The sequence below is a fragment of the Phenylobacterium sp. genome (assembly GCF_004799515.1).
In the GTDB taxonomy this organism is placed as follows: Bacteria; Pseudomonadota; Alphaproteobacteria; order Caulobacterales; family Caulobacteraceae; genus Phenylobacterium.
The window spans coordinates 24,872-48,247 of the sequence record NZ_SSMX01000054.1; the positions used below are offsets into that span (position 1 = coordinate 24,872).

A 23,376-nucleotide genomic window follows, 5' to 3' on the forward strand; every position below is an offset into this window, starting at 1 on the left:
ACTGTGCAATATCCATGCGCGAAGGAGCCTAAATGGCCGCCCCCGCCGCCTTCTCCGTCCGCCCGCGCCGCAGCGCCCTCTATCTGCCGGCGTCCAACGCGCGCGCCATCGAGAAGGCCCGCACGCTGCCCTGCGACGTGGCGATCCTCGACCTGGAGGATTCCGTGGCGCCGGAGGCCAAGATCGCGGCCCGCGCGCTCGCCTGCGAGGCGGTGCGGCTGGGCGGCTATGGCGGACGCGAGCTGGTGGTGCGGGCGAACGGCCTCGACACGCCCTGGGGCGCGGACGACCTGGCCGCCCTGAGCGAGGCGGCGCCGGACGCGGTGCTGGTCCCCAAGATGAGCACGCCCGCCGACCTCGCCGCCTGCCGCCGGGCGCTGGGCGACAAGGTCCCGCTGTGGGCGATGATCGAGACCGCCCGCGCCGTCTTCGCCCTGGACGCCCTGGGCGGGGCTTCAGCCGACACCGGCGTCACGGCCTGGGTGGTCGGCGCCAACGACCTGGTGAAGGAGATGCGCTGCCGGCCGGATGCGGCGCGCACGCCGCTGGTGGCGTCGCTGTCGCTCGCCGTCCTGGCCGCCCGCGCCTATGGGATCGCCATCCTGGACGGGGTCTACAACGACATCCCCGACTTGGACGGCCTCGCCCGGGAGTGCCGCCAGGGCGCGGACCTGGGCTTCGACGGCAAGAGCCTGATCCATCCGAGCCACCTGGACGCCGCCAACCACATCTTTACGCCAGAGCTCGACGCCGTGGCCTGGGCGCGCACGGTGGCCAAGGCCTTCGATTCGCCGGAAAATACCGGCAAAGGCGTCCTCAAGGTGGAGGGCCGTATGGTGGAGCGGTTGCACCTGGCCGAGGCCCGGCGGCTGATCGCGGTGGCGGAAGCCATCGCCGCCCGGGAAGCGGCCTCGGACTCGGAGGTCTGACGGCGATGCGGATCGCTTGGCTGGGCTTGCTGGTGAGCGTGGCGGCCGGCCCCTGCGCCTGGGCGCAGGCCGGCGCGTCCGAGCCGCAGCCGCCCACCCAGGCCCCGCCGCCGACCGCCGGCTCGCCCGACGTGATCGGCGCCCTGATCGACCAGCACGGCCGCGCGCCCGGCGACGAGGACGAGCCGGACGTCGCCGGCCAGACGCGCGGGACCCAGGCCGACAGCGAGCCGCGCTTCACCCCGCCCCGGCCCGGCGCGCCGGTGATCCCGTTCCCGCCGCCGCCGCGCCCGCAGACCGACGCCCCGGTGGCTCTGGACGACCTCGCCCGCACACCGGACGGGCCGATGGCCATCCGTGACCTGGCCTACGATTCGCGCATCCGCTCGTCCTTCGCCTCGGCGCAGAGCTTCCAGGGGCCGCTGGATGGGGGCTGGACGCTCTCCGGCGCGGGCCAGGACCTCTACATCCTGCAGCTGGTCGACCGCCGCGACCGGCTGGAAGGCGTCTGGCGCGACCCGCGCCGCCGCGGCGCCCGGGACGCCTCGGGACTGGTAGACGATCTGGAGCGGCAGGGCGGCGCCCTCACCCTGCGCTTCGTCCCGCAGCCCGGCGCGCCAACCGTCGTGGCCACCCTGCGCGACAACGGCGGCGGCGTCTGGACCGGCGAGCTGACCGAAGCCGGCGCGCGCCGGAGCGTGGTCCTGCGCCGGACGAGCCCTTAGCCGCTCATCCCGGCGAAGGCCGGGACCCGGATCCAAAGGCTGGAAGATGGTTGGGATGAACGCTGAGGGTGCTGGAACCCGCCTCTGAGTCATTCCATCTGGATCCCTGCCTTCGGGACGAGCGGATTACAATCCCAGCACCCGTCGCGCCGCAGCCTCGGCCGCCGACTGGGCCGCGGGCGTATAGCCCTCGGCGACCCCGACGCCCCAGACCGGCGCGGGCCAGGCGGCGTCGTCGGGGCGGCGGGCGATCACGTGCACATGCAGCTGCGGGGTGACGTTGCCGAGCTGGGCGACGTTGAGCTTCGCGGCCGGGCGGCCCAGCGCCTCGGCGATCGCGCGCACCGCCGCGCCGGCCCGCAGCACCTCGTCCATCAGGACGTCGCGCTCGCCCGCCGCTAGGTCCTCCAGCTCCCGCGCGCCGACCCGCCGGGGGATCAGCACGATCCACGGGAAGCGGGCGTCGGCCTGCAGGCGCGCGTGGCAGAGCGCTAGGTCGCCGAGGGCGTGCGAGGTGGCGATGAAGGCGGGGTCGATCTCGAACATGCCGGCCAGCTTGGACGCCGCCGCGCGCGCCTGCCAGCCGTTTCCCCGCGCCGCAGCATTGCGGCCCGCCCGCCGGTGGGCTAGGGACCCGCCGCAACAGCATAAAGGAGCAGCGACATGGCGAAGACACCCCTCCGCGTGGCGGTCACGGGCGCCGCGGGCAACATCGGCTACGCGCTCCTGTTCCGCATCGCCTCCGGCCAGATGTTCGGCGCGGACCAGCCCTTGATCCTGCAGCTCCTGGAAATCCCGGTGGAGGGCCCGCAGAAGGCGCTGAAGGGCGTCGCCATGGAGCTGGAGGACTGCGCCTTCCCCCTGCTCAGCGACATGGTGCTGACCGGCGAGGCGGACGTGGCCTTCAAGGACGTGAACTGGGCCCTGCTGGTCGGCTCCAAGCCGCGCGGGCCGGGCATGGAGCGCGCCGACCTCCTGAAGGACAACGGCAAGATCTTCATCGCCCAGGGCCAGTCCATCGACAAGGTGGCCGCCGACGACTGCCGCGTGGCGGTGGTGGGCAACCCCTGCAACACCAACGTGATGATCGCCGCCAACCAGGCCAAGCGCCTGCCGAAGGACCGCTTCACCGCCATGGTGCGCCTCGACGAGAACCGCGCCCGCGCCCAGCTGGCCAAGAAGGCCGGCGTCGCCATCGACGCGGTCACCGACACCTTCATCTACGGCAACCACAGCCCGACCATGTTCGCCGACTTCACCCACGCCAAGATCGGCGGCAAGGCCGCCGCCGAGGTGATCGGCGACGAAGCCTGGCTCAAGAACGATTTCCTGCCGGCGGTGGGCAAGCGCGGCGCGGCGATCATCGAGGCGCGCGGCCTGTCCTCGGCGGCCTCGGCGGCCAACGCCCTGGTCGACCACGTCCGCGACCTGGTCACGCCCGGCAAGATCCACTCGGTGGGCGTCGAGAGCCACGGCCGCTACGGCTTCGCCGACGGCGTCTGGGCCGGCATGCCGGTGAAGAGCACCGCGGCCGGCTACGAGGTCATCGACAGCTACGAGATGGACGACTTCGCCAAGTCGAAGATCGCGCTGACCAACGACGAGCTGGTCGGCGAACGCGACACCGTGAAGGACCTGCTGGGCTAAGGCCTAGGCAAGCCGGCGGCGGCCCTCAGTAGCCGTCGCCGTGGGCGTCCTTGGCCAGGCCGTTCAGCTCGGCGATGCGGGCCAGGTAGACGTCGCGCACCGCCCACGGCGCCTCGCGCGCCGCGGCGGAGCGGGCGGCCAGCCATTGCTGCTGCTGGCGTTGCAGCTGGGCCTCCGGCACCCCGGCGGCGCGCGCGCCCTGGTAGGCGCGGGTGAGCTGGCGGTCGGCCGCGCCCAGGCTGGGATCGGCGCAGACCAGGGCCTCGCCCGGATCGCGTGAGGCGCAGCGCGGGGCCGAGACCTTCACCAGGCCGGACGGCGGCGCCGGGACCACCGGCGCGGGGCGGCTGCGCGCCGGTGGCTCGGCCGGATGCGGGCTCTTGCGGGCCTTCAGCGAGGCGCGCTCCACCACGGCCTCGTCATGGCGGCTGCGGGCGGCGCGTCTGGCGTCGAGCTTGGCGGTCTCCACCGGCGCCGGCGCCATGTGCGGCAGGGCCTTCTGGACCGCATGGACCAGGGCCTCCAGGCGCGCGCGCTTCTTCGCCTCGTCACGGGCCTCGGCGAGCACCATGGCCTTGGCCTCGACCTGGGCCTCGGCGCGCCCCTTGGCCTCCGCCTGGGCCAGGCGCAAGGCTTGCGACTTCTCGGCCTTGGCCAGGCGGATCGCCTCGGCCTTCTCCGCCTTCGCCTCGGCGGCCTTTTCCTGCGCCGCCTGCGCCAGGCGGATCTGCTGCGCCTGCCTGGCTTCGGCGGCCTTGGCGAGCTTGGCCTGCGTCAGCTTGGCCTGGGCGAGCTTGGACTGGGCGAGCTTGGACTGGGCGAGCTTGGACTGGGCCAATTTCGCTTGGGTCAGTTTCGCCTGGGTGAGCTTGGCCTGCGCGGCCTTGGCGTCGGCGAGTTTGACCGCCTCGAGCCTGGCCTCCACGAGCTTCGCCTCGGCGAGCCTGGCCTGTTGCGCCTTCGCCTGGGCCGCCTTGGCCTCGGCGGCCTGGGCGAGCTCCATCCGGTGGGCGGCCGCCTGATCCGCATCGGCCTGGGCGGCGGCCTTTTCCGCGGCGAGCCGCATGACCGCAAGCCGGGTCGCGCGGGCGTCGGCCTCGAACATCGGGGTGCGGCGGACGGTCGGCGGTTCGGCCTTGGCCCTGTCTGTCTGAGCCTGGGCGAAGACCGGCGGCTCGACGGCCTTGATCTTCTCCACGAAGAGGCGCGGCGCGGCCAGGGCGGCGGTCATCAGCGGCGCCAGCCGGGGCAGGATATCCGGGTGCGACGCCGGGGCGGGCGATGTGGCGGAGGCCAGGACCGGCGCCGGGGCCGGGACCGCAGCCCGGGCGGCGTTCGGATGCGGCGCGGGCGTGAGCGCCGCGAACAGCGACCTCGGCGCCTGGGGCAGCACCTCAATGGGCGCGCCGACCGGAGCGGGACGGTCGCCGATGACGATCTGCAGTTTGCGCCCGGCCGGCTGGGGGTCCGGCGTGTCCGCGGCCGCCTGGGCCACGGCGATCCCGCGCTCGTGCGGGTCAGGGCGCGCCCAGAGGCCGAGGCCCACGCCGAGCGCGCAGGCCCCGGCCACGCCGGCGAACAGGATCGCCCGCGCGCCCGGCCGCCAACGGCGTTCAGGCGGCGGCAGGACAAGACCGGCGCCTTCGGCGCCCCGGTCCGCGTTGCGATGGTCTTCAGAAGAATCGTCACGTGTCATGCGAGATCCAGCCCCTAAGCGGATCCCTCGACAAACGTTGCGCTGGTCGACTAGCCGCGCCCACGGCTAAGCTGGCAACCCCCGCACCGATCTCTCTCCCCGACCATATTGAGCCTGAAATATGTCATTTGCGCCAGCGCCAATTCTTGAGACCGATCGCCTCATCCTCCGCGCGCCCATCGCCGAGGACTTCGAGGCCTACGCCGCCTGGGCCGCCGACGAGGAGGTGATGCGCCACATCGGCGGGGCGCAGTCGCGCCCGGTCGCCTGGCGCGGCCTGTGCTCGGTGGTCGGCGCCTGGCAGATCCGCGGCTTCTCGATGTTCTCGCTGCTGGAGAAGTCGACCGGCCGCTGGGTCGGGCGCCTGGGCCCCTGGCAGCCGGAGGGCTGGCCGGGTTCCGAGGTCGGCTGGGCCCTCAACCGCGACTGCTGGGGCAAGGGCTACGCCCGCGAGGGCGCGGCGGCCTGCATGGACTACGTCTTCGACGTCCTGGGCTGGGCCGAGGCGATCCACACCATCGAGCCGGAGAACACCGCCTCGCAGGCCGTGGCCAAGGCGCTGGGCTCGACGCTGAAGGGGCCCGCGAAGATGCCGCCGCCCTACGAGGACTCCAAGGCGGAGATCTGGAGCCAGACGCGGGACGCGTGGATCGGCCGCCGCGGCCGTTAGATCCAGCCCTTTTGCCGGAGCAGCCGCGCATAGGGGCGGCTGACCGGGACCTCGGCGCCGTCCTTCAGCGTCAGGGTGGCCCGCCCGTCGCCGCGCACGGCCTGGGCGATCGCGTCCCGGGCCACCCACCAGGAGCGGTGGACCTGGGCGCCCTCGATCCCATCCAGTTCGGAGACGGCGTCGGACAGGCGCAGCAGGATCAGGTCCTGCCCCTTCGAGGTGTGCAGGCGCAGGTAATGGTCCTCGGCCTCCACCGCCCAGAGCTCCGCGCCGCGCAGCTTGAGCGGCAGGCGCTCCAGAAACTTCGGCGGCTCGGCGGAGGCTTCCGTCATGCCTCCCATGCGCTCTTCGACCAGGACGTTGATGGCGACCATCACAAGGCAGACCGCGGTCACCGAGGCGGTGAGCTCCGGTATGGCCGCGGCGGGGTAGGAGTGCTGGTGGAAGATGATCATCCCCACGCCAGCCACCACCGCCGAGAAGGGCAGCGCCATGACCAGGGCCGAGACCACCACCCGCATCCACAGCGACCCGGGCCAGGTGGATTGGCGGAAGAAGAAGCGGGAGACGAGGATCCCCCACAGCCAGCCCAGCCCCATCAGGACAACCCAATAGACCAGCCGCGCGTAGATCGGCGCCTGGCCCGAACCGAAGGCGCCGGCCAGCGCGAGGAAGAGGCCGCCCACCTGGGTCACCGCCAGGCTGCGAACCACGCCCCGCACGTCGTCGAAGGGACCGAAGTTGAACGGCGCTTTGGCCTGGGCCATCAGCGCGGACCCGCCGTTGGCGAAGCGTGAACGGCGCCAGGCGCGCCTTCGCGAAGTCCCGCTGTCAGCTGGCGCATCGGCCTTTGCCCATCGCGACCGCAGTCTCCAAGCCTGACCTCGATGCGCCGCCGCCTCAGGCGCCGCTGAAGGATTGGAGATAGCGGATGTCGTCTGTTTCGCAAACGCCGCCGCGGACCGCCGGCCAACCGAGGACTCGGGTCTGGCGCGCCGCGGCCTGGCCCGCGGCGGTCGCCGCCGTGGTGGTGGTCCTGGCCCTCACGCCCGCCGCGCCGGCCCTGATCGCACAGGCCGCCGGCGCGCATCTGCGGACGCCGGACCTGGCGCTGCTGGCGGCCCTGCCGAGGCCGATCCAGATCCATCTCGCCGCCGCCCTCCTGGCGCTGGGCCTGGGCGCGGCGCTGATGATCGTACACAAGGGGCGGACCTTCCACCGCGCCGCCGGCTGGATGTGGGTCGGACTGGTGGCCCTGACGGCGGGATCGTCGCTGTTCATCACCACGCTGCGGCCAGGGCATTTCTCGGTCCTGCACCTCTTTAGCGGCTGGGTGCTGATCATCCTGCCGCTGGGGGTGCTGTGGGCGAAGCGGCACGCGGTGGCGCGCCACCGCCGGACGATGATGGGCCTGTTCTATGGCGGTTTCGCCTTCAACCTCGCCCTGACCTTCATCCCCGGCCGGGTCCTGTGGCGGGTGTTCTTCGGCTAGGTCCCGGCCGGCCTTGCGCGCCGCGCGGGCGGCGGCCGCGCCCACGCCTAGCTTCGGACATCGTGGCGGGGCATAAGATTCCGCCGATTCACCAAGGCGCCTGCCCGCACCCTATGGCCGATCTCGTCTTCCACGATCCGACCGGACGCCGGGCCAGACGCGTGCGCTTCGTAGGCGGGCTTGTGGCCTCGTTCGTGGCCCTGCTGGTGGCGGGCTTCTTCGCGACCCTGGCGTTCGCGCCGCGCCTGCCGACCGTCAACCTGAAGGACCCCCGCGCGCTGGAGGCCCTGCATCAGGAGACGGCCCACAAGCTGCGCGGGCGCGCCCAATGGAACAAGATCCCGCACCCGCGCGCCGGCCCCGCGGCCGCCGGCCCGACCCGGCCGCTGGCGGTGGGCATCTATGTGTCCTGGGACGAGGGCTCGCGGCAGTCGCTGACCGACCACGTGGACCAGCTGGACGTGGTCTCGCCGCAGTGGATCGAGCTCATCAACGCCAATGGCGGCCTGAGCTACACCTCCGACCCGCAGGCGCGCGCGATCATCGCCGCGGCCAAGCACCCGCCGTCGGTCCTGCCGCAGATCTATAACAAGCCGACGGGCGGCGAATGGAACGGGGCGATGGCCAGCGCCTTCCTGATGAACCCGCAGGCGCGGGCGGCGATGATCGCCGACCTCGTCGCCCAGGCGCAGAAGCGCGGCTACGCCGGCTATGTCTTCGACTTCGAGGAGCTGTCGGAGGCGGGCTTGCGCGCCTATCCCGGCTTCATCGCCCAGGCCCGCACGGCGCTGAAGGCCATCGGCCGCGACGTCTGGGTGACCACCGTCTTCGCCGACGACGACTACCCCTACAAGGCCCTGCAGGACGCGTCGGACGCGATCATGCTGATGGCCTACGACCAGCACTATGGCGGCGGCGAGCCCGGGCCGGTGGCGGCGCAGGACTGGTTCGAGTCCAACCTCGCCAAGCGCATGGAGCACCTGGACCCGGCCAAGACCATCATCGCCCTCGACAACGTGGGCTACGACTGGACCCTGCCAGGGCCGCACAACAAGGCCTCGTCGGAGTCGGCCCTGTTCGCCGACGCGACCCAGCGGGCCCACGACGCCGAGGCCCAGGTCGAGATGGAGGAGAACTCCCTCAACCCGACCTTCGGCTATCAGGACGACCAGATGCACAAGCACGTGGTCTGGTTCCTGGACGCGCCCACCCTGTTCAACCAGATCCACGTCGCCGACGGCTTCCGGCCGCTGGGCTACGCGCTCTGGCGGATGGGCCATGAGGACCAGCTCGACTACCAGGTGCTGCGTCACGACTACGGCCAGGGCAAGCCCGACGGGCTGGAGGCGCTCAGGCCCGGCAGCGGCGTGGAGTTCGACGGCGACGGCGAGGTGCTGCACGTCTCCTCGATCCCGACGCCGGGACGCCGTTCCATCGAGATCGACTCCGACACCGGCCTGATCAGCGGCGAGACCTACGAGGTGATGCCCACCTCCTACGTCGTCCAGCGCTACGGCTTCCACCCGGGGTGGGTGGCGATCACCTTCGACGACGGGCCGGACGGGCGCTGGACGCCGCAGATCCTCGACATCCTGAAGGCCAAGCACGCCCCGGCCACCTTCTTCGTCATCGGCAAGAACATGGCCGCCAAGCCGGGCCTGGTGCAGCGCGAGGTCGACGAGGGCCACGACGTCGGCAACCACACCTGGACGCACCCGGACATCGCCTTCATCCCGGCCGCCCAGACCTCGGTGGAGCTGTCGGCGACCCAGCGGCTGTTCGAGACCATCACCGGCCGCTCCATGCGACTGTTCCGGCCGCCGTTCTTCGGCGACGCCGAGCCGGACACCCCGCTGGAAGTCAGCCGCGTCATGCTGGGCCAGATGCAGGGCTACCTGACGGTGGGCCTGCGCATCGATCCCGACGACTGGCGCAATCCGAACGCATCCACGCCAGAGCACATCGTCGACACCGCGCTCTCGCGACTGAAGGACACCCAGCGGCCGGGCCAGGTGATCCTGCTGCACGATTCAGGCGGCGACCGCCGGTGGACCGTCAAGGCCCTGCCCGGCCTGATCGATGCGCTGCGGGCGCACGGCTACAAGCTGGTGACGGTCGCCGACCTCGCCGGCATGACGCCGCAGGAGGCCATGCCGCCCACCAGCCGCAACTCCTTCGAGCTGTTGCTCGACCGGATCGGCTTCGGCTTCTTCCACGGGCTCAACGTCGCGCTCTCGACCCTGTTCATCACCGCCATCGTGCTGGGCGTGGCGCGGCTCCTGGTGCTGGGCGTGCTGGCCCTGATCCACCGTTCGACCATCGCCCGGCGCACCCCGCCGATGCTCGATCCGGCCACGGGGCCGCTGATCAGCGTGCTGATCCCCTGCTTCAACGAGGAGGCGGTGATCGAAAGCTCGGTGCGCCGGATCCTGGCGTCCAACTGGGCCAAGCTGGAGGTGCTGGTGCTGGACGACGGCTCGTCCGACCACACCGCCGAGGTGGTGCGCAAGGCCTTCGCCGACGAGCCGCGCGTGACCCTGATGAGCTTCGAGAACGGCGGCAAGGCGCGCGCGCTTAACAAGGGCCTGACCAAGGCGCACGGCGACGTGGTGGTGGCGCTGGACGCCGACACCCTGTTCCCGGCGGAGACCCTGGCCCGGCTGGCCCGCTGGTTCGTCGACCCGCGGGTGGGCGCGGTGGCCGGCAACGCCCTGGTCGGCAACCGCCGCAACCTGATCACCCGCTGGCAGGCGCTGGAGTACGTCACCGCCCAGAACCTGGAGCGCCGGGCGCTGGCGGCGCTTGGCGCGGTCACCGTGGTGCCGGGCGCGGTGGGCGCCTGGCGCAAGGCCGCCCTGGAGCAGCTCGGCGGCTATCCCGACGACACCCTGGCCGAAGACCAGGACCTGACCATCGCCATCCAGCGGGCCGGCTGGCGCGTCGAGTTCGATCCCGAGGCGCGCGCCTACACCGAGGCCCCGGAGACGGTCGCCGGCCTGCTGAAGCAGCGCTTCCGCTGGTCGTTCGGCACCCTGCAGTGCATCTACAAACACCGCGCGGCCCTGTTCAGCCCGAAGCATCCGGTGCTGGGCTTCGTCGCCCTGCCGCAGATCTGGCTTTTCCAGATCCTGCTGACCGCGGTCGCGCCCCTGATCGACCTGGCGGTGATCTGGAGCATCATCTCGGCGATCTACGGCTTCACCAACCACTCCACGGAATGGTCGCCGGACGACCTGATCCGGCCCTTGTCCTACTGGGCCGCCTTCATCTTCCTGGACCTGTCGGCAGGCGCGCTGGGCATGGCCCTGGAGCGCCGCGCGCCCTGGGCGGACCTGGTCTGGATGCCGGTCCAGCGCTTCGGCTACCGCCAGCTCATGTACTACGTGGTGGTGAAGTCCATCGACGCGGCCCTGCATGGCGCGCGGGTCGGCTGGGGCAAGCTGGAGCGCCGCGCCAGCGCCGCCTTCGAGGGCGCCGGCTAGAAGACCGGCGTTTTAAGACGGCGCTGCGGTTGTCTTCGAAGGGAGCGGCGCCTATAACGCCGCGCACTCGCCGGCCCGGCGAGGCGTCATCGCAACCGCGTCCTCCGCGAGCCCCATGAACATCCACGAACACCAAGCCAAGGCCGTCCTCGCCGAGTTCGGCGTGGCGGTCCCCAAGGGCTATCCGGCCTTCACCGTCGACGAGGCCGTCCAGGCCGCCGAGAAGCTGGGGGGTCCGGTCTTCGTGGTGAAGTCGCAGATCCACGCCGGCGGGCGCGGCAAGGGCCGCTTCGAGGGCCTGGGTCCCGACGCCAAGGGCGGCGTGCGCGTACTGAAGTCCATTGAGGACGTGAAGGCCTCGGCCCAGGAAATGCTGGGCCGGGTGCTGGTCACCGAGCAGACCGGGCCGAAGGGCAAGCAGGTCAACCGCCTCTACATCGAGGAAGGCGCGGCCATCGCCAAGGAGCTCTACCTCTCGCTGCTGGTCGACCGCGAGACCTCCCGCGTCTCGGTGGTCGCCTCCACCGAGGGCGGCATGAGCATCGAGGAGGTGGCGCACAACACCCCCGACCGGATCGCCACCTTCACCATCGACCCGGCCACGGGCGTCTGGCCGCACCACGGCCTGATGCTGGCGACTGCGCTCAGCCTGAAGGGCGACCTCGCCAAGCAGGCCGGCAAGCTGCTCGGCCAGCTCTATGCGGCCTTCGTGGCCAAGGACATGAGCCTCCTGGAGATCAACCCGCTGATCGTCACGGCCGACGACCAGCTGCGCGTCCTCGACGCCAAGATGTCCTTCGACGACAACGCCCTCTTCCGCCATCCGGAAATCCGCGCGCTGCGCGACGAGAGCGAGGAAGACCCCAAGGAGATCGAGGCCTCGAAGTACGACCTCTCCTACATCGCCCTCGACGGCGAGATCGGCTGCATGGTCAATGGCGCGGGCCTGGCCATGGCCACCATGGACATCATCAAGCTCTATGGCGCGGAGCCCGCCAACTTCCTGGACGTGGGCGGCGGCGCCGACGAGGCCAAGGTCACCGCAGCCTTCAAGATCATCATCGCCGACCCCAACGTGAAGGGCATCCTGGTCAACATCTTCGGCGGCATCGCCCGCTGCGATATCCTGGCCCAGGGCGTGGTCGCCGCGGTGAAGCAGGTGGGCCTCAAGGTGCCGCTGGTCGTGCGGCTGGAAGGCACCAACGCCGAACTCGGCAAGAAGATCATCAACGAGAGCGGCCTGAACGTCATCGCCGCCAACGACCTGTCCGACGGCGCCGAGAAGATCGTCAAGGCCGTGCGGGGCGCGGCCTGATGCTGAAGGCCGGCCTCCTGGCCCTGGCGCTCGCCCTCCCGGCGGGCGCGGCCTGGGCCGCGCCGATGTTCGACGACTTCCAGGGGCTGTGCGTGAAGACCGCCGCCGACCCCGCGGCCACCGTGGCCGCAGCCACCGCCGGCGGCTGGTCGCCGGTCCCGGCGCCGCTGCTGGCGCAGTTCAGCGGCGCGGCCGGCGTGCAGGACGCCGACGGACGGATGCGCTCCGACGCCAATGGCCTGAGCTTCGTCCTGGTCGGTCACAAGCAGCTCCCGGTGGGCGGCGCGACGCTGAGCGTGCGTTTCTGCGCTGTCGCCACCACCGCCGCGCCGCCGGCCGGCCAGCTCCCCGACGCGCTTTCCGCCTGGGCCGCGGTGCCCGCGGCGGCGTCCATGAGCAAGCCCGGGCAGACCGGCTACTTCTTCCTCGACGACGCCGGTGGCCACAAGCCGGTCCCGATGGACGATCCCGCCGCCGCCATGGCCATGGCCAAGTCCGGCCATCTGCGCCTCGCCTTCGTGCAGGAGAGCAAGTCCATCCACATGCTCGCCTTCGCCATCCCCTTCGATGTGAGCCCCGCCACCTAATGTCGATCCTGATCAACAAGAACACCCGCGTCATCTGCCAGGGCATCACCGGCGCGCAGGGCACCTTCCACTCCGAGCAGGCCATCGCCTACGGGACCAAGATGGTCGGCGGCGTGACCCCGGGCAAAGGCGGCATCACCCACATCGGCCTGCCGGTGTTCGACACCGTCGGCGAGGCGGTGAAGGAGACCGGCGCCGACGCCTCGGTGATCTACGTCCCGCCGCCCTTCGCCGCGGACTCGATCCTGGAAGCCATCGATGCGGAAGTCCCGCTGATCATCTGCATCACCGAGGGCATCCCGGTGGCCGACATGGTCAAGGTCAAGCGCTCGCTCTCGGGCTCGAAATCCAGGCTGATCGGGCCCAACTGCCCGGGCGTGCTGACCCCGGACGAATGCAAAATCGGCATCATGCCGGGGAACATCTTCAAGAAGGGCTCGGTGGGCGTTGTCTCGCGCTCCGGCACGCTTACCTATGAAGCCGTGTTCCAGACCACCCAAGTGGGCCTCGGCCAGACAACGGCCGTGGGCATCGGCGGCGATCCCGTGAAGGGGACCGAATTCATCGCCATGCTCGACCTGTTCCTGAAGGACCCGGAGACCGAGTCGATCATCATGATCGGCGAGATCGGCGGGGCCGGCGAGGAGGACGCGGCGGAGTTCATCAAGAATTCACCGAACAAGAAGCCTATGGTCGGCTTCATCGCGGGACGCACCGCGCCGCCTGGGCGGCGCATGGGTCACGCGGGTGCGATCATCTCCGGCGGCAAGGGCGGAGCCGAGGACAAGATCGCCGCGATGGAAGCCGCGGGCATCCGCGTGTCTCCGTCTCCGGCGAAGCTCGGCGAGACTCTGCTTGAGGTTCTGAAAGGCGCCTAAGGGCGACATCTTTAGCGTTTAGAGCGGTCCGCGCTCGGCTCCTTCATTCGAGAAGCTCCGCGGCCCCGGCTCAGGGAAGCGGACGACATGGCGGACGATGCGGGTCTGATCAACGAGGTCTTGGCGGAGACCTCCTTCCTCTACGGCGGCAATTCGGCCTTCGTGGAGGACCTCTACGCCCAGTGGTCGGCCAACCCCAATTCCGTCGAGCCCTCCTGGCGCGCCTTCTTCGCCACCCTGCACGACAGCGCCGCCGATGTGCAGCGCAATGCCGGCGAACCGGCCTGGACCAAGGCCGCGCCGCCCACGACCCGTCCCGACTGGCTCTCGGCCATCGACGGCCTCTGGCCCGCCGTGGAAGCCAAGGTCGGCGCCAAGATCGCCGAGCGCGCCCAATCTGACCAGACAAGGGCGGCCGCCCAGCCGGCGGCGGCGCCCGCCGACATCTCCACAGACGCGGTGCGCGCTGCCACCCTGGATAGCCTGCGCGCCATCATGATGATCCGCGCCTACCGGATGCGCGGCCACCTGAAGGCCAACCTCGACCCGCTGGGCATCGCCACGACGCCCGGCGACGCCTCCGAACTGGACCCGGCGACCTACGGCTTCTCGGAAGCCGACTTCGACCGGCCGATCTTCCTCGACTTCGTGCTGGGGCTGGAGACGGCCACCATCCGCGAGATCCTGGAGATCCTGCGGCGCACCTACTGTGGCAACATCGGCGTGCAGTACATGCACATCTCCGATCCCAAGGAGAAGGGCTGGCTGCAGGCCCGTATCGAGGGCCGCGACAAGGAGATCGTGTTCAGCAAGGAGGGCAAGGTCGCCATCCTGAAGAAGCTGATCGAGACCGAGGGCTTCGAGAAGTTCCTGCACCGCCGCTTCCCCGGCACCAAGCGCTTCGGCATCGACGGCGGCGAGAGCCTGATCCCCGCGCTGGAGCAGATCATCAAGCGCGGCGGCGCGCTGGGCGTGAAGGACATCATCGTCGGCATGCCGCACCGCGGCCGCCTGAACGTCCTGGCCGCGGTGATGCACAAACCCTACCAGGTGATCTTCCATGAGTTCCAGGGCGGCTCGTCCCTGCCCAGCGACGTGGAAGGCTCCGGCGACGTGAAGTACCACCTGGGCGCCTCGTCGGACCGCGAGTTCGACGGCAACAGCGTCCACCTGTCGCTGACCGCCAACCCCAGCCACCTGGAAATCGTCAACCCGGTGGTGATCGGCAAGGCCCGCGCCAAGCAGGCCTTCACCCTGCGCCAGAACGCCAGCGCCGGCCGCAGCCACGTCATGCCGCTGCTGATGCACGGTGACGCGGCCTTCGCGGGCCAGGGCGTGGTGGCCGAGTGCTTCGCGCTCTCGGGCCTGCGCGGCTATGGCGTGGGCGGCTCGCTGCACTTCATCGTCAACAACCAGATCGGCTTCACCACCAGCCCGAGGAACAGCCGTTCGTCCCCCTATCCGTCGGACGTGGCCCTAATGGTCGAGGCGCCGATCTTCCACGCCAACGGCGACGATCCGGAAGCGGTGGTGTTCGCCGCCAAGGTCGCCACCGAATACCGCCAGCAGTTCGGCAAGGACGTGGTCATCGATATGTTCTGCTACCGCCGGTTCGGTCACAACGAAGGTGACGACCCGACGATGACCCAGCCGCTGATGTACGCCAAGATCAAGGACCACCCCACCGTCCGCGACCTCTACGCCCAGCGGCTCGTGGCCGAGGGCACGGCGACACAGGCGGAGATCGACGGCTGGATCGCCGAGTTCGACAGCTTCCTCGACAAGGAATTCGACAGCGGCAAGACCTACCACGCCGACAAGGCCGACTGGCTGGACGGCAAGTGGTCGGGGCTGAAGCTGCCGGGGGCCGAGGAGAGCGGCGTCACCGGCGTCTCCAGGCAGAAGCTCATCGACCTGGGCCACAAGCTGACCACGGTCCCCGAGCGGATCAGCGTCCACAAGACCGTGGAGCGGGTGATCGCCGGCCGCCGCGAAGCCATCGAGAAGGGCGAGGGCCTGGACTGGTCCACCGCCGAGAGCCTGGCCTTCGCCACCCTGCTCGACCAGGGCTACCCGGTGCGCCTGTCGGGCCAGGATTCCATCCGCGGCACCTTCACCCAGCGCCACTCCGGGATCATCGACCAGAAGACCGAGGAGATCTATTTCCCGCTCCGCAACCTCGGCCCCGGCCAGGCGCACTTCGAGGCGCTGAATTCGGCGCTGTCGGAAGAGGCGGTGCTGGGCTTCGAATACGGTTTTTCGCTCACCGACCCCAACACGCTCGACATGTGGGAAGCCCAGTTCGGCGACTTCGCCAACGGCGCCCAGGTGGTGGTCGACCAGTTCATCTCGTCGGGCGAGCGCAAGTGGCTGCGGATGAGCGGCCTCGTCATGCTCCTGCCGCACGGCTACGAGGGCCAGGGGCCGGAACACTCCTCCGCGCGCCTGGAGCGCTATCTGCAGTCCTGCGCCGAGGACAACATGCAGGTGGTCAACTGCTCGACGCCGGCCAACTACTTCCACGTCCTGCGCCGCCAGATGATCCGCGAGTTCCGCAAGCCGCTGATCGTCATGACGCCCAAGAGCCTGCTGCGCCACAAGCGGGCGGTCTCTAACCTCTCGGACATGGCGGAGGGCACCAGCTTCCACCGGGTGATGCCCGACGGGGCCGAGGCCGGCGCCGACGTGGGCGGCATCACCCTGAAGCCCGACGACAAGATCACCCGGGTGATCCTCTGCTCGGGCAAGGTCTACTTCGACCTGGTGGACCACCGGGCCAAGACCGGCCGCGACGACATCTACCTGCTGCGCCTGGAGCAGTTCTATCCGTGGCCGCTGAAGTCGCTCTCGAACGTCCTGAAGCGCTTCAAGGACGCCGAGCTGGTCTGGTGCCAGGAAGAGCCCAAGAACATGGGCGGCTGGACCTTCGTCGACCCGTGGCTGGAGCTGACGCTGGACCGGCTGAACATCAAGGCCAAGCGCGCCCGCTACGTCGGCCGCCCGGCATCGGCGTCCACCGCCGCCGGCTTGATGGCGCGCCACCTGAAAGAGCTCGAGGCCTTCCTCACCGAAGCCTTCGCCTGACCCGACGACCAACCCGACCGCCCTCTAAAGACCGCGACCCGGCAAGCAAAAGGAACACCTTCCCCATGGCCGACATCATGACGCCAGCGCTGGGCGAGTCCGTCACCGAGGCGACGGTGGCGCGCTGGACGAAGAAGGCCGGCGATGCGGTGCGCAAGGACGAGATCCTGGTCGAGCTGGAGACCGACAAGGTGAGCCTGGAAGTGGCCGCCCCTTCGGACGGGACGCTCGCCGAGATCACCGCCGAGGAAGGCGCCACCGTCGAGCCCGGCGCGGTGCTGGGCAAGATCACCGAAGGCGCCGCCGGGGCCAAGGCCGCTCCGGCCGGGGCGCCTGCTCCGGCCGCCGCGCCCGCTCCCCCCGCTGAGAAGGCCCCGCCGCCGGCGCCCGAACCGGCGAAGGCCGCCGCACCCCCCCCACCGCCTGCCGCCCCGGCCAAGCCCGCCGCCGAGCCGGTGCTGGCGCCCTCTGCCCAGCGGGTCGCCGCCGAGAACAACCTGGACGTCTCGAAGATCGAAGGCACCGGTAAGGACGGCCGCATCACCAAGGGCGACGCCTTGGCCGCCCTGGAGGCCCGCGCCACGGCCCCGGCGCCCGCGCCGGCCGCGCCCGCCGCCCCGCGCGAGGTACACGAGCGCGAGGAGCGGGTGCGCATGACCCGCCTGCGTCAGACCATCGCGCGCCGGCTGAAGGAAGCCCAGAACAACGCCGCCATGCTGACCACCTTCAACGAGGTGGACATGACCGCGGTCATGGCGCTGCGCGCCCAGTACAAGGACGTCTTCGAGAAGACCCACGGCGTGAAGCTCGGCTTCATGAGCTTCTTTGTCCGCGCGGTGGTCCACGCGCTGAAGATGGTCCCGGAGGTCAACGCCGAGATCGACGGCCAGGACCTGATCTACAAGAACCACTACGACATCTCCGTCGCGGTCGGCACCGAGCGTGGCCTCGTCACCCCGGTGGTGCGCGACGCCGACGCCATGAGCCTGGCCGGGATCGAGAAGGCCATCGGCGCTCTGGGCAAGAAGGCCCGCGACGGCCAGTTGGCGCTGGAGGATCTGCAGGGCGGCACCTTCACCATCTCCAACGGCGGGGTCTACGGCTCCTTGATGTCGACGCCGATCCTGAACGCCCCGCAGTCGGGCATCCTGGGCATGCACAAGATCCAGGAGCGGCCCATGGCCATCGGCGGCCAGGTGGTGATCCGGCCGATGATGTACCTGGCGCTTTCCTACGACCACCGGGTGGTGGACGGCCAGGGCGCGGTCACCTTCCTGGTCCACGTCAAGGAAGCCATCGAGGAGCCGCAGCGCCTACTGCTCGACCTCTAGGCGAGGCCTTGAAATGCCCCGCCTGAGGACGTATCTACAGCCTGTAGATATGGAGCGCGCTGATGGGCGTCCAGAAGACCGCAAAGCTGTTCACCCATGGCGGCAGCCAGGCGGTGCGTTTGCCCAAGGAATTCCGTTTCGCGGGCGGCGAGGTTCGTATCCGGAAGGATGGGGACAAGGTCATCCTGGAACCCATGGAGCGGGATTGGGACGCCTTCTGGGACGAAATCGACCAGTTGGCCGAGGCGGCCGGCGAACCGTTTCCCGACCCGCCCGCCGATCTTCCGCTTCCCGAGCCGAAGGTCAGGTTTTGATCTTCAGTCTCGACTCCAATGTGCTGGTGGACCTTATGCGGCGGGGACGTCCACAGGTTCGGCGGCACATGCAAGAGGCCGCCGCAGCCGGCGCCGCACTCAAGGTTTCAACCGTGGTGGCGCACGAACTGGTCCTTGGCGCACACAAGAGCGGCAGGGTTCAGGATCAGCTGGAGCTTGTCGGCGCGGTGCTGGCCCAGATGGAGGTTGAGCCCTGGTCCTGGGAAGACGCCTTGGCCACCGGTCGCCTGCGCGCCGAACTGGAGGTCGTGGGCCGCGGCGTCGGCGCCTATGACACCATGATCGCCGGCCAGGCCCTTGCCCGCGACTGGGTCGTGGTGACGGCCGACGTGGCCGGTTTTGCCCGCTTCAAGGGTTTGCAGATCGTCGACTGGTCCAATCCAGCCGGCGTAATTGACGTCACCGGGGCGATGGCTAGGTTGCGCCGCCCATCGAAGGACTGAGCCATGGCTGAAGCCGCGATCTACGACGTCATCATCATCGGCGGCGGCCCCGGCGGCTACAACGCCGCCATCCGCGCGGGCCAGCTGGGCCTGAAGGTCGCCTGCGTCGACAAGGGGATCGACGGCGGCGCGACCCTGGGCGGCACCTGCCTCAACGTCGGCTGCATGCCGTCCAAGGCCCTGCTGCACGCCTCGGAGATGTTCGACGCCGCGGCCAACCACTTCGCCGAACTCGGCATCGAGGTTCCGGCGCCCAAGCTGAACCTGACCCAGATGATGGCTCAGAAGGCCGCCTCGGTGGCCCAGCTCACCAAGGGCATCGAGTTCCTGTTCAAGAAGAACAAGGTCGATTGGGTGCGGGGCGCGGGCAAGATCACCGGCCCCGGCAAGGTCGAGGTGACCGGCCCGGACGGCGCGGTCACCGCGCTGGAGGCCAAGGACATCGTCATCGCCACCGGCTCGCTGCCGTCCAGCCTGCCGGGCGTCACCGTCGACCAGGGCCGCATCGTCGATTCCACCGGCGCGCTCTCGCTGCCGGAAGTCCCCAAGAGCCTGGTGGTCATCGGCGCCGGCATCATCGGCCTGGAGCTGGGCTCGGTCTGGCGCCGGCTGGGCGCGCAGGTGACCGTGATCGAGTTCCTCGACCGCATCACGCCCGGGATGGACGCCGAGGTCGCCAAGACCTTCCAACGATCCCTGACCAAGCAGGGCATGGTCTTCAAGCTTTCCAGCAAGGTCACCGGCGCCAAGGCCTCGAAGAAGGGCGTCAGCGTCACCGTCGAGCCGGTGGCCGGCGGCGCGGCCGAGACCATCGAAGCCGACTACCTGTTGCTGTGCGTCGGCCGGCGGCCTTACACCGAGGGCCTCGGCCTGGAGAGCGTCGGGATCACGCCGGACAAGCGCGGCTTCATCGAGACCGACCACTGGAAGACCTCCGCGCCTGGGATCTGGGCGATCGGCGACGTCACCCACGGGCCGATGCTGGCGCACAAGGCCGAGGATGAGGCGGTGGCCTGCATCGAGACCATCGCCGGCAAGGCGGGCCACGTGAACTACGGGATCATCCCCAGCGTGGTCTACACCACGCCTGAGGTGGCCTGGGTCGGCAAGACCGAGGAGGAGTTGAAGGCCGAGGGCCGCGCCTACAAGGTGGGCAAGTTCCCCTTCACCGCCAACAGCCGCGCCAAGATCAACCACGAGACCGAGGGGTTCGTGAAGGTGCTGGCCGACGCCGTCACCGACGAGGTGCTGGGCGCGCACCTGATCGGCCCGTCGGTCTCCGAGATGGTCGGCGAGTACTGTGTCGCCATGGAATTCCGCGCCGCCTCCGAGGACGTGGCCCGCACCTGCCATCCGCACCCCACCCGCTCCGAGGCCCTGCGTCAGGCCGCGATGGGCGTCGAGGGGTGGACCATGCAGGCCTGAGGACCGCCGCTCGGCGATGGAGGTGCGGCGCGCCAGGTCCGATGAGCTCGGCGCCTGCGCCGACCTCTATGTGCGGGTGCTGCGCGACACCTTCACCTGGCTGCCGCCCGACCGGCACCGGCGCGACGACTTCCTGCGCGCGGCCAAGGACGAGGAGATCTATGTGGCGGTCGAGGACCGCGCGATCCTCGGAGTCGCCGGCTTCTACCGGCCGCAGAACTTCCTGCATTCGCTCTATGTGGATGCGCGCGGGCGCGGCGTCGGCAAGGCGCTCCTGGACCACGTCAGCGCTGTGGCCGGCGGGCCGGTCTCGCTGAAGGTCCAGGCGCCGAACCTGCGCGCCCAGGCCTTCTACCGCCGCGAGGGCTTCGTCTGCACCGAGCACGGCCGCGACCCCGGCTCGGACGTGGCCTGGCTGCGACTGGTGCGGGCGAAGCGGGCCGCCCAGGGCTAGGTCCAGAGTTAACTTGGCGCCGGCGGCGTCCGGTGAGAGCCTGGGGCTACGTTTGCGAACCGGAGACGCGCCATGATCGCTTTGCTCCTCGCCGCCCAGCTCTCGGCCCAGGCCCCGCTGGCCGATCCACACGCCCAGCTGTTCGACCCGCCGTCCCAGACCCGGGCCGGCGACATCATCCGCACCCTGCCCGCCAAGAGCGCCTGCGCGGGCGCCGCCGGCAGGATGGAGGTGTCCCTCGCACAGCCGGCGGCGCTCTATCGCCACGGCGACCGCCCGGCGAAGGTGTTCGGCTATTGGGCGGCCTATCCCGATGGCCACCTCTGCCTGACGGAGACAGGCCGATGATCTTCGCCGCCTTCGCCGCCGCGGCCATCGCCGGCGCGCCGCCCATCGCCGAGCCGACGCCCAACCTCTATCACCAGCCGGCCTACTGCCACGACGTGGTCAGCCGCGAGGTCGAACGCCAGAAGGTCGCCTTCAACGGCCAGGTTCCCGCCGCCGAATACGCCGTCATGCGCACCCTGGGCGGTTGCGGCGTGCCGACGCCGGTAGGCTATCACCCCAGCTATCTGCAGCCCGGCGCGGCGACGGCCGATCCGCCGCCTAAGCGTGAGGATGCGCCTTCGAATAGGCGCTGAGCAGGGCCGCGGCATCCACCTGGGTGTAGCGCTGGGTCGTCGACAGGGAGGCGTGACCCAGCAATTCCTGGATCGAGCGCAGGTCGGCGCCGGCGCCCAGGAGGTGTGTGGCGAAGGAGTGACGCAGCGCATGCGGCGTGGCGCTGGCCGGCAGGCCCAGGCGGCCTCGAAGGTTCTGCACCGTCGCCTGAATGTGGCGAGGGCTTAAGGCCCCGCCCCGCTTGGCGCGGAACAGCGGCTCACCGGGGGCCAGCGCGAAGGGGACCTCCGCCAGATAGGCCTCGGTGGCCTCGCGCACGGCGGGCAGGACCGGGACCATGCGGGTCTTCGACCCCTTGCCGACGATGCGCAGGGTGTCGGGGAACGGCGCGTCGGAGCGTTTCAGCGACAGCGCCTCGGAGATCCGCAGGCCGCAGCCGTAGAGCAGGGTCAGCACCGCCTCGTCGCGGGCCGATTCCCAGGCCTCGCGGTCAGGGTCCAGGCCGGGCTCGGCCAGCATCCCGCGCGCCTGGTCCTCGCTGACCGGCCGGGGCGCACCGGGCTTGACGCGTGGCCCGCGCACCAGGGCGAGCGCGGGGTTGGGCGTATCCAGCCTGCGGTCGAGGAAGCGGTGGAAGCTGCGGATCGCCGAGAGCGCCTGGCTTAGCGAACGCGGCGACAGCGGCCGCTCGCCCTGGCGCAGGTGGGCGAGCCAGGCGCGGACCTCGCCGGCGGTGACGCCGCCGAGAACGCCGAGGGAGATCGCCTCGGCCCGATGCTGTTCCAGGAAGCTGAGGTAGCGGCGGCCAGCGAAGCCATAGGCCTCGAGCGTGCGCGGCGAAGAGCGGCGCTCCAGCGCCAGATGCTGCAGCCAGGCCGCCAGGGCCTCGGCGCCGGTCATGGGCGGGGGGTCACAGGATTGGCCAGCGCTCGGCGGTGCGCTCGACCACGCGGGCGAGGAAGGCCACCAGCTCGTGGCCCATGTCCTCGGTGAAGCCCTCGGGGTCGGCCGAACCGAAGGCCAGGAGGCCCTGGCGCGAGGGCTCCCAGATCGCCATCCGCACCATGGCGATGGAGGCGACGGCCGCGGCCCGGTCGCCGAACAGGCCGAGCGCGGTGGGGGCCAGGCCCATGCGCGCCAGCCGCTGCGGCCCGCCCAGGATCATGTCCACCTGGCCCTCGACCAGCCGCTTCCAGCCGGCCGGCGGATGGCCCTCGGTCTCCAGCGCGATGACGCCGGCGGCCAGGTTGAAGCGCTGACAGGCGATCTCGTCCAGCCGGCGGGCGAGGTCGGAGTGGTTGCGTGAATCCAGCAGGTCGACCACCGCGCCGTGGGTCTGGGCCTGGGCGGCGAAGTTGGCGCGGGCGGTTTCCTCCAGCATCTGGCGCTGGCTGGCCTCGCGCTGGTGGGCGGCATGCACACGGGCGAGCGCTGCGGGGCCGAAGTCGACGATGTTGCCGCTGGCGACCTTCAGGCCGAGCTCGCCCAACAGGCCCACATCGCCGGTCAGGAATTCCGGATTGTCCGACAGGAAGCGGCGCACGGCGGCCGGCTGCAGCGGAGCCTCTTCGATGCCGCCCTGCGAACCGTCCATGCGCCCGACTCCATTACAGGATCGACTGACCCGTCTTGGCCCAGTCGCTCATGAACTGATCAAGGCCCCGTTCGGTTAACGGGTGCTTGAAGAGGGCGTTGAACACGTCGGGCGGGATGGTGGCGCAGTCGGAGCCGGCCAGGGCCGCCGTCGTCACATGCCCCGGGCTGCGGATCGAGGCGGCCAAGATCTCGGTGTCGAAGTCGTAGTTGTCGTAGATCGCTCGGATCTCGACGATCAGGTCCATGCCGTCAGCGCCGTGGTCGTCGAGCCGGCCGACGAAGGGCGAGATGTAGCTCGCCCCCGCCTTGGCGGCGAGCAGGGCCTGGGCGGCGGAGAAGCACAGAGTCACGTTGGTGGCGATGCCCTCCAGCGAGAACTCGCGGGTGGCGATCAGGCCGTCGCGGGTCAGCGGCACCTTGACCACGACGTTGGGGGCGATGGAGGCCAGCTTGCGGCCCTCGTCCAGCATGCCGGCGGTGTCCATGGCCGCGACCTCGGCGCTGACCGGGCCTTCGATCGCGTCGCAGATTTCGGCGATCACCTGCAGCATCGGGCGGCCGGACTTGGCGATCAGGCTCGGATTCGTGGTGACGCCGTCCACAAGGCCGGTGACGGCGAGGTCCCTGAGGATCGCCACGTCGGTGGTGTCGAGGAAGAGCTGCATG

General features: G+C 70.4%; 23 protein-coding genes. 17 read left to right on the plus strand and 6 right to left on the minus strand.

The window, feature by feature from the left end:
• The first annotated feature begins 32 nt into the window (after positions 1-32).
• Both E8A49_RS21455 and E8A49_RS21460 read left to right on the plus strand, forming a co-directional pair.
• Positions 33-929, plus strand: a complete 897-nt coding sequence (locus E8A49_RS21455) for a CoA ester lyase (RefSeq protein ID WP_293386339.1) — start codon at positions 33-35, stop codon at positions 927-929.
• Positions 930-934: 5 nt separating this feature from the next.
• Entirely contained in the window at positions 935-1,654 is a 720-nt protein-coding gene (locus E8A49_RS21460; protein WP_293386340.1) for a hypothetical protein, read from the plus strand.
• A gap of 126 nt (positions 1,655-1,780) precedes the next feature.
• Here the strand turns inward: E8A49_RS21460 and E8A49_RS21465 are convergent, their stop codons facing one another.
• Complete coding sequence (locus tag E8A49_RS21465) at positions 1,781-2,200, minus strand: HIT domain-containing protein (protein ID WP_293386341.1); 420 nt, start codon at positions 2,198-2,200, stop codon at positions 1,781-1,783.
• Between the two features lie 117 nt (positions 2,201-2,317).
• On the opposite strand from E8A49_RS21465, the gene E8A49_RS21470 reads away from it, so the two are divergent.
• Positions 2,318-3,301, plus strand: a complete 984-nt coding sequence (locus E8A49_RS21470; RefSeq protein ID WP_293386342.1) for a malate dehydrogenase — start codon at positions 2,318-2,320, stop codon at positions 3,299-3,301.
• A gap of 25 nt (positions 3,302-3,326) precedes the next feature.
• Here the strand turns inward: E8A49_RS21470 and E8A49_RS21475 are convergent, their stop codons facing one another.
• Positions 3,327-4,997, minus strand: a complete 1,671-nt coding sequence (locus E8A49_RS21475) for a pentapeptide repeat-containing protein (RefSeq protein ID WP_293386343.1) — start codon at positions 4,995-4,997, stop codon at positions 3,327-3,329.
• Positions 4,998-5,118: 121 nt separating this feature from the next.
• Between E8A49_RS21475 and E8A49_RS21480 the strand changes: the two genes are divergently transcribed.
• Positions 5,119-5,667 carry a GNAT family N-acetyltransferase gene (locus E8A49_RS21480; protein WP_293386344.1) on the plus strand — a complete coding sequence of 183 codons (549 nt, stop codon included), beginning with the start codon at positions 5,119-5,121 and terminating at the stop codon, positions 5,665-5,667.
• Here E8A49_RS21480 and E8A49_RS21485 read toward each other — a convergent pair.
• A complete protein-coding gene (locus tag E8A49_RS21485) occupies positions 5,664-6,434 on the minus strand; it encodes a LytTR family DNA-binding domain-containing protein (protein WP_293386345.1) in 771 nt (256 codons plus the stop codon). The genes E8A49_RS21480 and E8A49_RS21485 overlap by 4 nt on opposite strands.
• A 164-nt stretch (positions 6,435-6,598) precedes the next feature.
• Here E8A49_RS21485 and E8A49_RS21490 point away from each other — a divergent pair, with 164 nt between their 5' ends.
• From E8A49_RS21490 to E8A49_RS21550, 13 genes are all read left to right on the plus strand, one after another.
• Positions 6,599-7,159: a hypothetical protein gene (locus E8A49_RS21490; RefSeq protein WP_293386346.1), complete on the plus strand. Its 561-nt coding sequence runs from the start codon at positions 6,599-6,601 to the stop codon at positions 7,157-7,159.
• A 113-nt stretch (positions 7,160-7,272) separates the two neighbouring features.
• On the plus strand, positions 7,273-10,641 hold the full coding sequence (locus E8A49_RS21495; RefSeq protein ID WP_293386347.1) for a glycosyltransferase: 3,369 nt from the start codon (positions 7,273-7,275) through the stop codon (positions 10,639-10,641).
• A gap of 115 nt (positions 10,642-10,756) precedes the next feature.
• Complete coding sequence (sucC, locus tag E8A49_RS21500) at positions 10,757-11,956, plus strand: ADP-forming succinate--CoA ligase subunit beta (protein WP_293386348.1); 1,200 nt, start codon at positions 10,757-10,759, stop codon at positions 11,954-11,956.
• Positions 11,956-12,543, plus strand: coding sequence for a hypothetical protein (locus E8A49_RS21505; RefSeq protein WP_293386349.1), 588 nt, complete (start codon positions 11,956-11,958; stop codon positions 12,541-12,543). Before sucC ends, E8A49_RS21505 begins: the two co-directional genes overlap by 1 nt.
• Positions 12,543-13,421: a succinate--CoA ligase subunit alpha gene (sucD, locus tag E8A49_RS21510; RefSeq protein WP_293386350.1), complete on the plus strand. Its 879-nt coding sequence runs from the start codon at positions 12,543-12,545 to the stop codon at positions 13,419-13,421. The genes E8A49_RS21505 and sucD overlap by 1 nt, the downstream gene beginning before the upstream one ends.
• 87 nt (positions 13,422-13,508) lie before the next feature.
• Complete coding sequence (locus E8A49_RS21515; RefSeq protein ID WP_293386351.1) at positions 13,509-16,505, plus strand: 2-oxoglutarate dehydrogenase E1 component; 2,997 nt, start codon at positions 13,509-13,511, stop codon at positions 16,503-16,505.
• 65 nt (positions 16,506-16,570) lie between these two features.
• Positions 16,571-17,836 carry a 2-oxoglutarate dehydrogenase complex dihydrolipoyllysine-residue succinyltransferase gene (gene odhB, locus E8A49_RS21520; RefSeq protein WP_293386352.1) on the plus strand — a complete coding sequence of 422 codons (1,266 nt, stop codon included), beginning with the start codon at positions 16,571-16,573 and terminating at the stop codon, positions 17,834-17,836.
• 62 nt (positions 17,837-17,898) lie between these two features.
• Entirely contained in the window at positions 17,899-18,150 is a 252-nt protein-coding gene (vapB, locus tag E8A49_RS21525; RefSeq protein ID WP_293386353.1) for an antitoxin, read from the plus strand.
• A complete protein-coding gene (locus E8A49_RS21530; RefSeq protein ID WP_293386354.1) occupies positions 18,147-18,614 on the plus strand; it encodes a PIN domain-containing protein in 468 nt (155 codons plus the stop codon). The genes vapB and E8A49_RS21530 overlap by 4 nt, the downstream gene beginning before the upstream one ends.
• 3 nt (positions 18,615-18,617) lie before the next feature.
• A complete protein-coding gene (gene lpdA, locus E8A49_RS21535; protein WP_293386355.1) occupies positions 18,618-20,039 on the plus strand; it encodes a dihydrolipoyl dehydrogenase in 1,422 nt (473 codons plus the stop codon).
• Between the two features lie 22 nt (positions 20,040-20,061).
• Positions 20,062-20,493, plus strand: a complete 432-nt coding sequence (locus E8A49_RS21540; RefSeq protein WP_293386356.1) for a GNAT family N-acetyltransferase — start codon at positions 20,062-20,064, stop codon at positions 20,491-20,493.
• Between the two features lie 72 nt (positions 20,494-20,565).
• Positions 20,566-20,841 carry a hypothetical protein gene (locus E8A49_RS21545; RefSeq protein WP_293386357.1) on the plus strand — a complete coding sequence of 92 codons (276 nt, stop codon included), beginning with the start codon at positions 20,566-20,568 and terminating at the stop codon, positions 20,839-20,841.
• Positions 20,838-21,134 carry a hypothetical protein gene (locus E8A49_RS21550; protein WP_293386358.1) on the plus strand — a complete coding sequence of 99 codons (297 nt, stop codon included), beginning with the start codon at positions 20,838-20,840 and terminating at the stop codon, positions 21,132-21,134. The genes E8A49_RS21545 and E8A49_RS21550 overlap by 4 nt, the downstream gene beginning before the upstream one ends.
• On the opposite strand, the gene E8A49_RS21555 is transcribed toward E8A49_RS21550, so the two are convergent.
• From E8A49_RS21555 to fsa, 3 genes are read right to left on the minus strand one after another with little or no spacing between them, the layout of a single operon-like run.
• Positions 21,100-22,014, minus strand: coding sequence for a tyrosine recombinase XerC (locus E8A49_RS21555; RefSeq protein WP_293386359.1), 915 nt, complete (start codon positions 22,012-22,014; stop codon positions 21,100-21,102). The two genes, E8A49_RS21550 and E8A49_RS21555, sit on opposite strands and share 35 nt — an antisense overlap.
• 10 nt (positions 22,015-22,024) lie before the next feature.
• Positions 22,025-22,708 (minus strand): DUF484 family protein, encoded by a 684-nt coding sequence (locus tag E8A49_RS21560; protein ID WP_293386360.1) that lies wholly within the window; start codon positions 22,706-22,708, stop codon positions 22,025-22,027.
• Positions 22,709-22,721: 13 nt separating this feature from the next.
• Positions 22,722-23,375 (minus strand): fructose-6-phosphate aldolase, encoded by a 654-nt coding sequence (gene fsa / locus E8A49_RS21565; protein ID WP_293386361.1) that lies wholly within the window; start codon positions 23,373-23,375, stop codon positions 22,722-22,724.
• Between the last annotated feature and the right edge of the window lies 1 nt (position 23,376).

Excerpts from the sequence above, each read along its gene's own strand:
- sucD (WP_293386350.1), top strand. The coding sequence starts at position 12,543 with ATGTCGATCCTGATCAACAAGAACACCCGCGTCATCTGCCAGGGCATC.
- sucC (WP_293386348.1), top strand. The coding sequence starts at position 10,757 with ATGAACATCCACGAACACCAAGCCAAGGCCGTCCTCGCCGAGTTCGGC.
- E8A49_RS21480 (WP_293386344.1), top strand. The coding sequence starts at position 5,119 with ATGTCATTTGCGCCAGCGCCAATTCTTGAGACCGATCGCCTCATCCTC.
- E8A49_RS21550 (WP_293386358.1), top strand. The coding sequence starts at position 20,838 with ATGATCTTCGCCGCCTTCGCCGCCGCGGCCATCGCCGGCGCGCCGCCC.
- E8A49_RS21545 (WP_293386357.1), top strand. The coding sequence starts at position 20,566 with ATGATCGCTTTGCTCCTCGCCGCCCAGCTCTCGGCCCAGGCCCCGCTG.
- E8A49_RS21465 (WP_293386341.1), bottom strand. The coding sequence starts at position 2,200 with ATGTTCGAGATCGACCCCGCCTTCATCGCCACCTCGCACGCCCTCGGC.
- E8A49_RS21455 (WP_293386339.1), top strand. The coding sequence starts at position 33 with ATGGCCGCCCCCGCCGCCTTCTCCGTCCGCCCGCGCCGCAGCGCCCTC.
- E8A49_RS21555 (WP_293386359.1), bottom strand. The coding sequence starts at position 22,014 with ATGACCGGCGCCGAGGCCCTGGCGGCCTGGCTGCAGCATCTGGCGCTG.
- E8A49_RS21485 (WP_293386345.1), bottom strand. The coding sequence starts at position 6,434 with ATGGCCCAGGCCAAAGCGCCGTTCAACTTCGGTCCCTTCGACGACGTG.
- E8A49_RS21460 (WP_293386340.1), top strand. The coding sequence starts at position 935 with ATGCGGATCGCTTGGCTGGGCTTGCTGGTGAGCGTGGCGGCCGGCCCC.
- E8A49_RS21560 (WP_293386360.1), bottom strand. The coding sequence starts at position 22,708 with ATGGACGGTTCGCAGGGCGGCATCGAAGAGGCTCCGCTGCAGCCGGCC.
- lpdA (WP_293386355.1), top strand. The coding sequence starts at position 18,618 with ATGGCTGAAGCCGCGATCTACGACGTCATCATCATCGGCGGCGGCCCC.
- E8A49_RS21495 (WP_293386347.1), top strand. The coding sequence starts at position 7,273 with ATGGCCGATCTCGTCTTCCACGATCCGACCGGACGCCGGGCCAGACGC.
- E8A49_RS21470 (WP_293386342.1), top strand. The coding sequence starts at position 2,318 with ATGGCGAAGACACCCCTCCGCGTGGCGGTCACGGGCGCCGCGGGCAAC.
- E8A49_RS21490 (WP_293386346.1), top strand. The coding sequence starts at position 6,599 with ATGTCGTCTGTTTCGCAAACGCCGCCGCGGACCGCCGGCCAACCGAGG.
- E8A49_RS21515 (WP_293386351.1), top strand. The coding sequence starts at position 13,509 with ATGGCGGACGATGCGGGTCTGATCAACGAGGTCTTGGCGGAGACCTCC.
- E8A49_RS21505 (WP_293386349.1), top strand. The coding sequence starts at position 11,956 with ATGCTGAAGGCCGGCCTCCTGGCCCTGGCGCTCGCCCTCCCGGCGGGC.
- fsa (WP_293386361.1), bottom strand. The coding sequence starts at position 23,375 with ATGCAGCTCTTCCTCGACACCACCGACGTGGCGATCCTCAGGGACCTC.
- vapB (WP_293386353.1), top strand. The coding sequence starts at position 17,899 with ATGGGCGTCCAGAAGACCGCAAAGCTGTTCACCCATGGCGGCAGCCAG.
- odhB (WP_293386352.1), top strand. The coding sequence starts at position 16,571 with ATGGCCGACATCATGACGCCAGCGCTGGGCGAGTCCGTCACCGAGGCG.
- E8A49_RS21475 (WP_293386343.1), bottom strand. The coding sequence starts at position 4,997 with ATGACACGTGACGATTCTTCTGAAGACCATCGCAACGCGGACCGGGGC.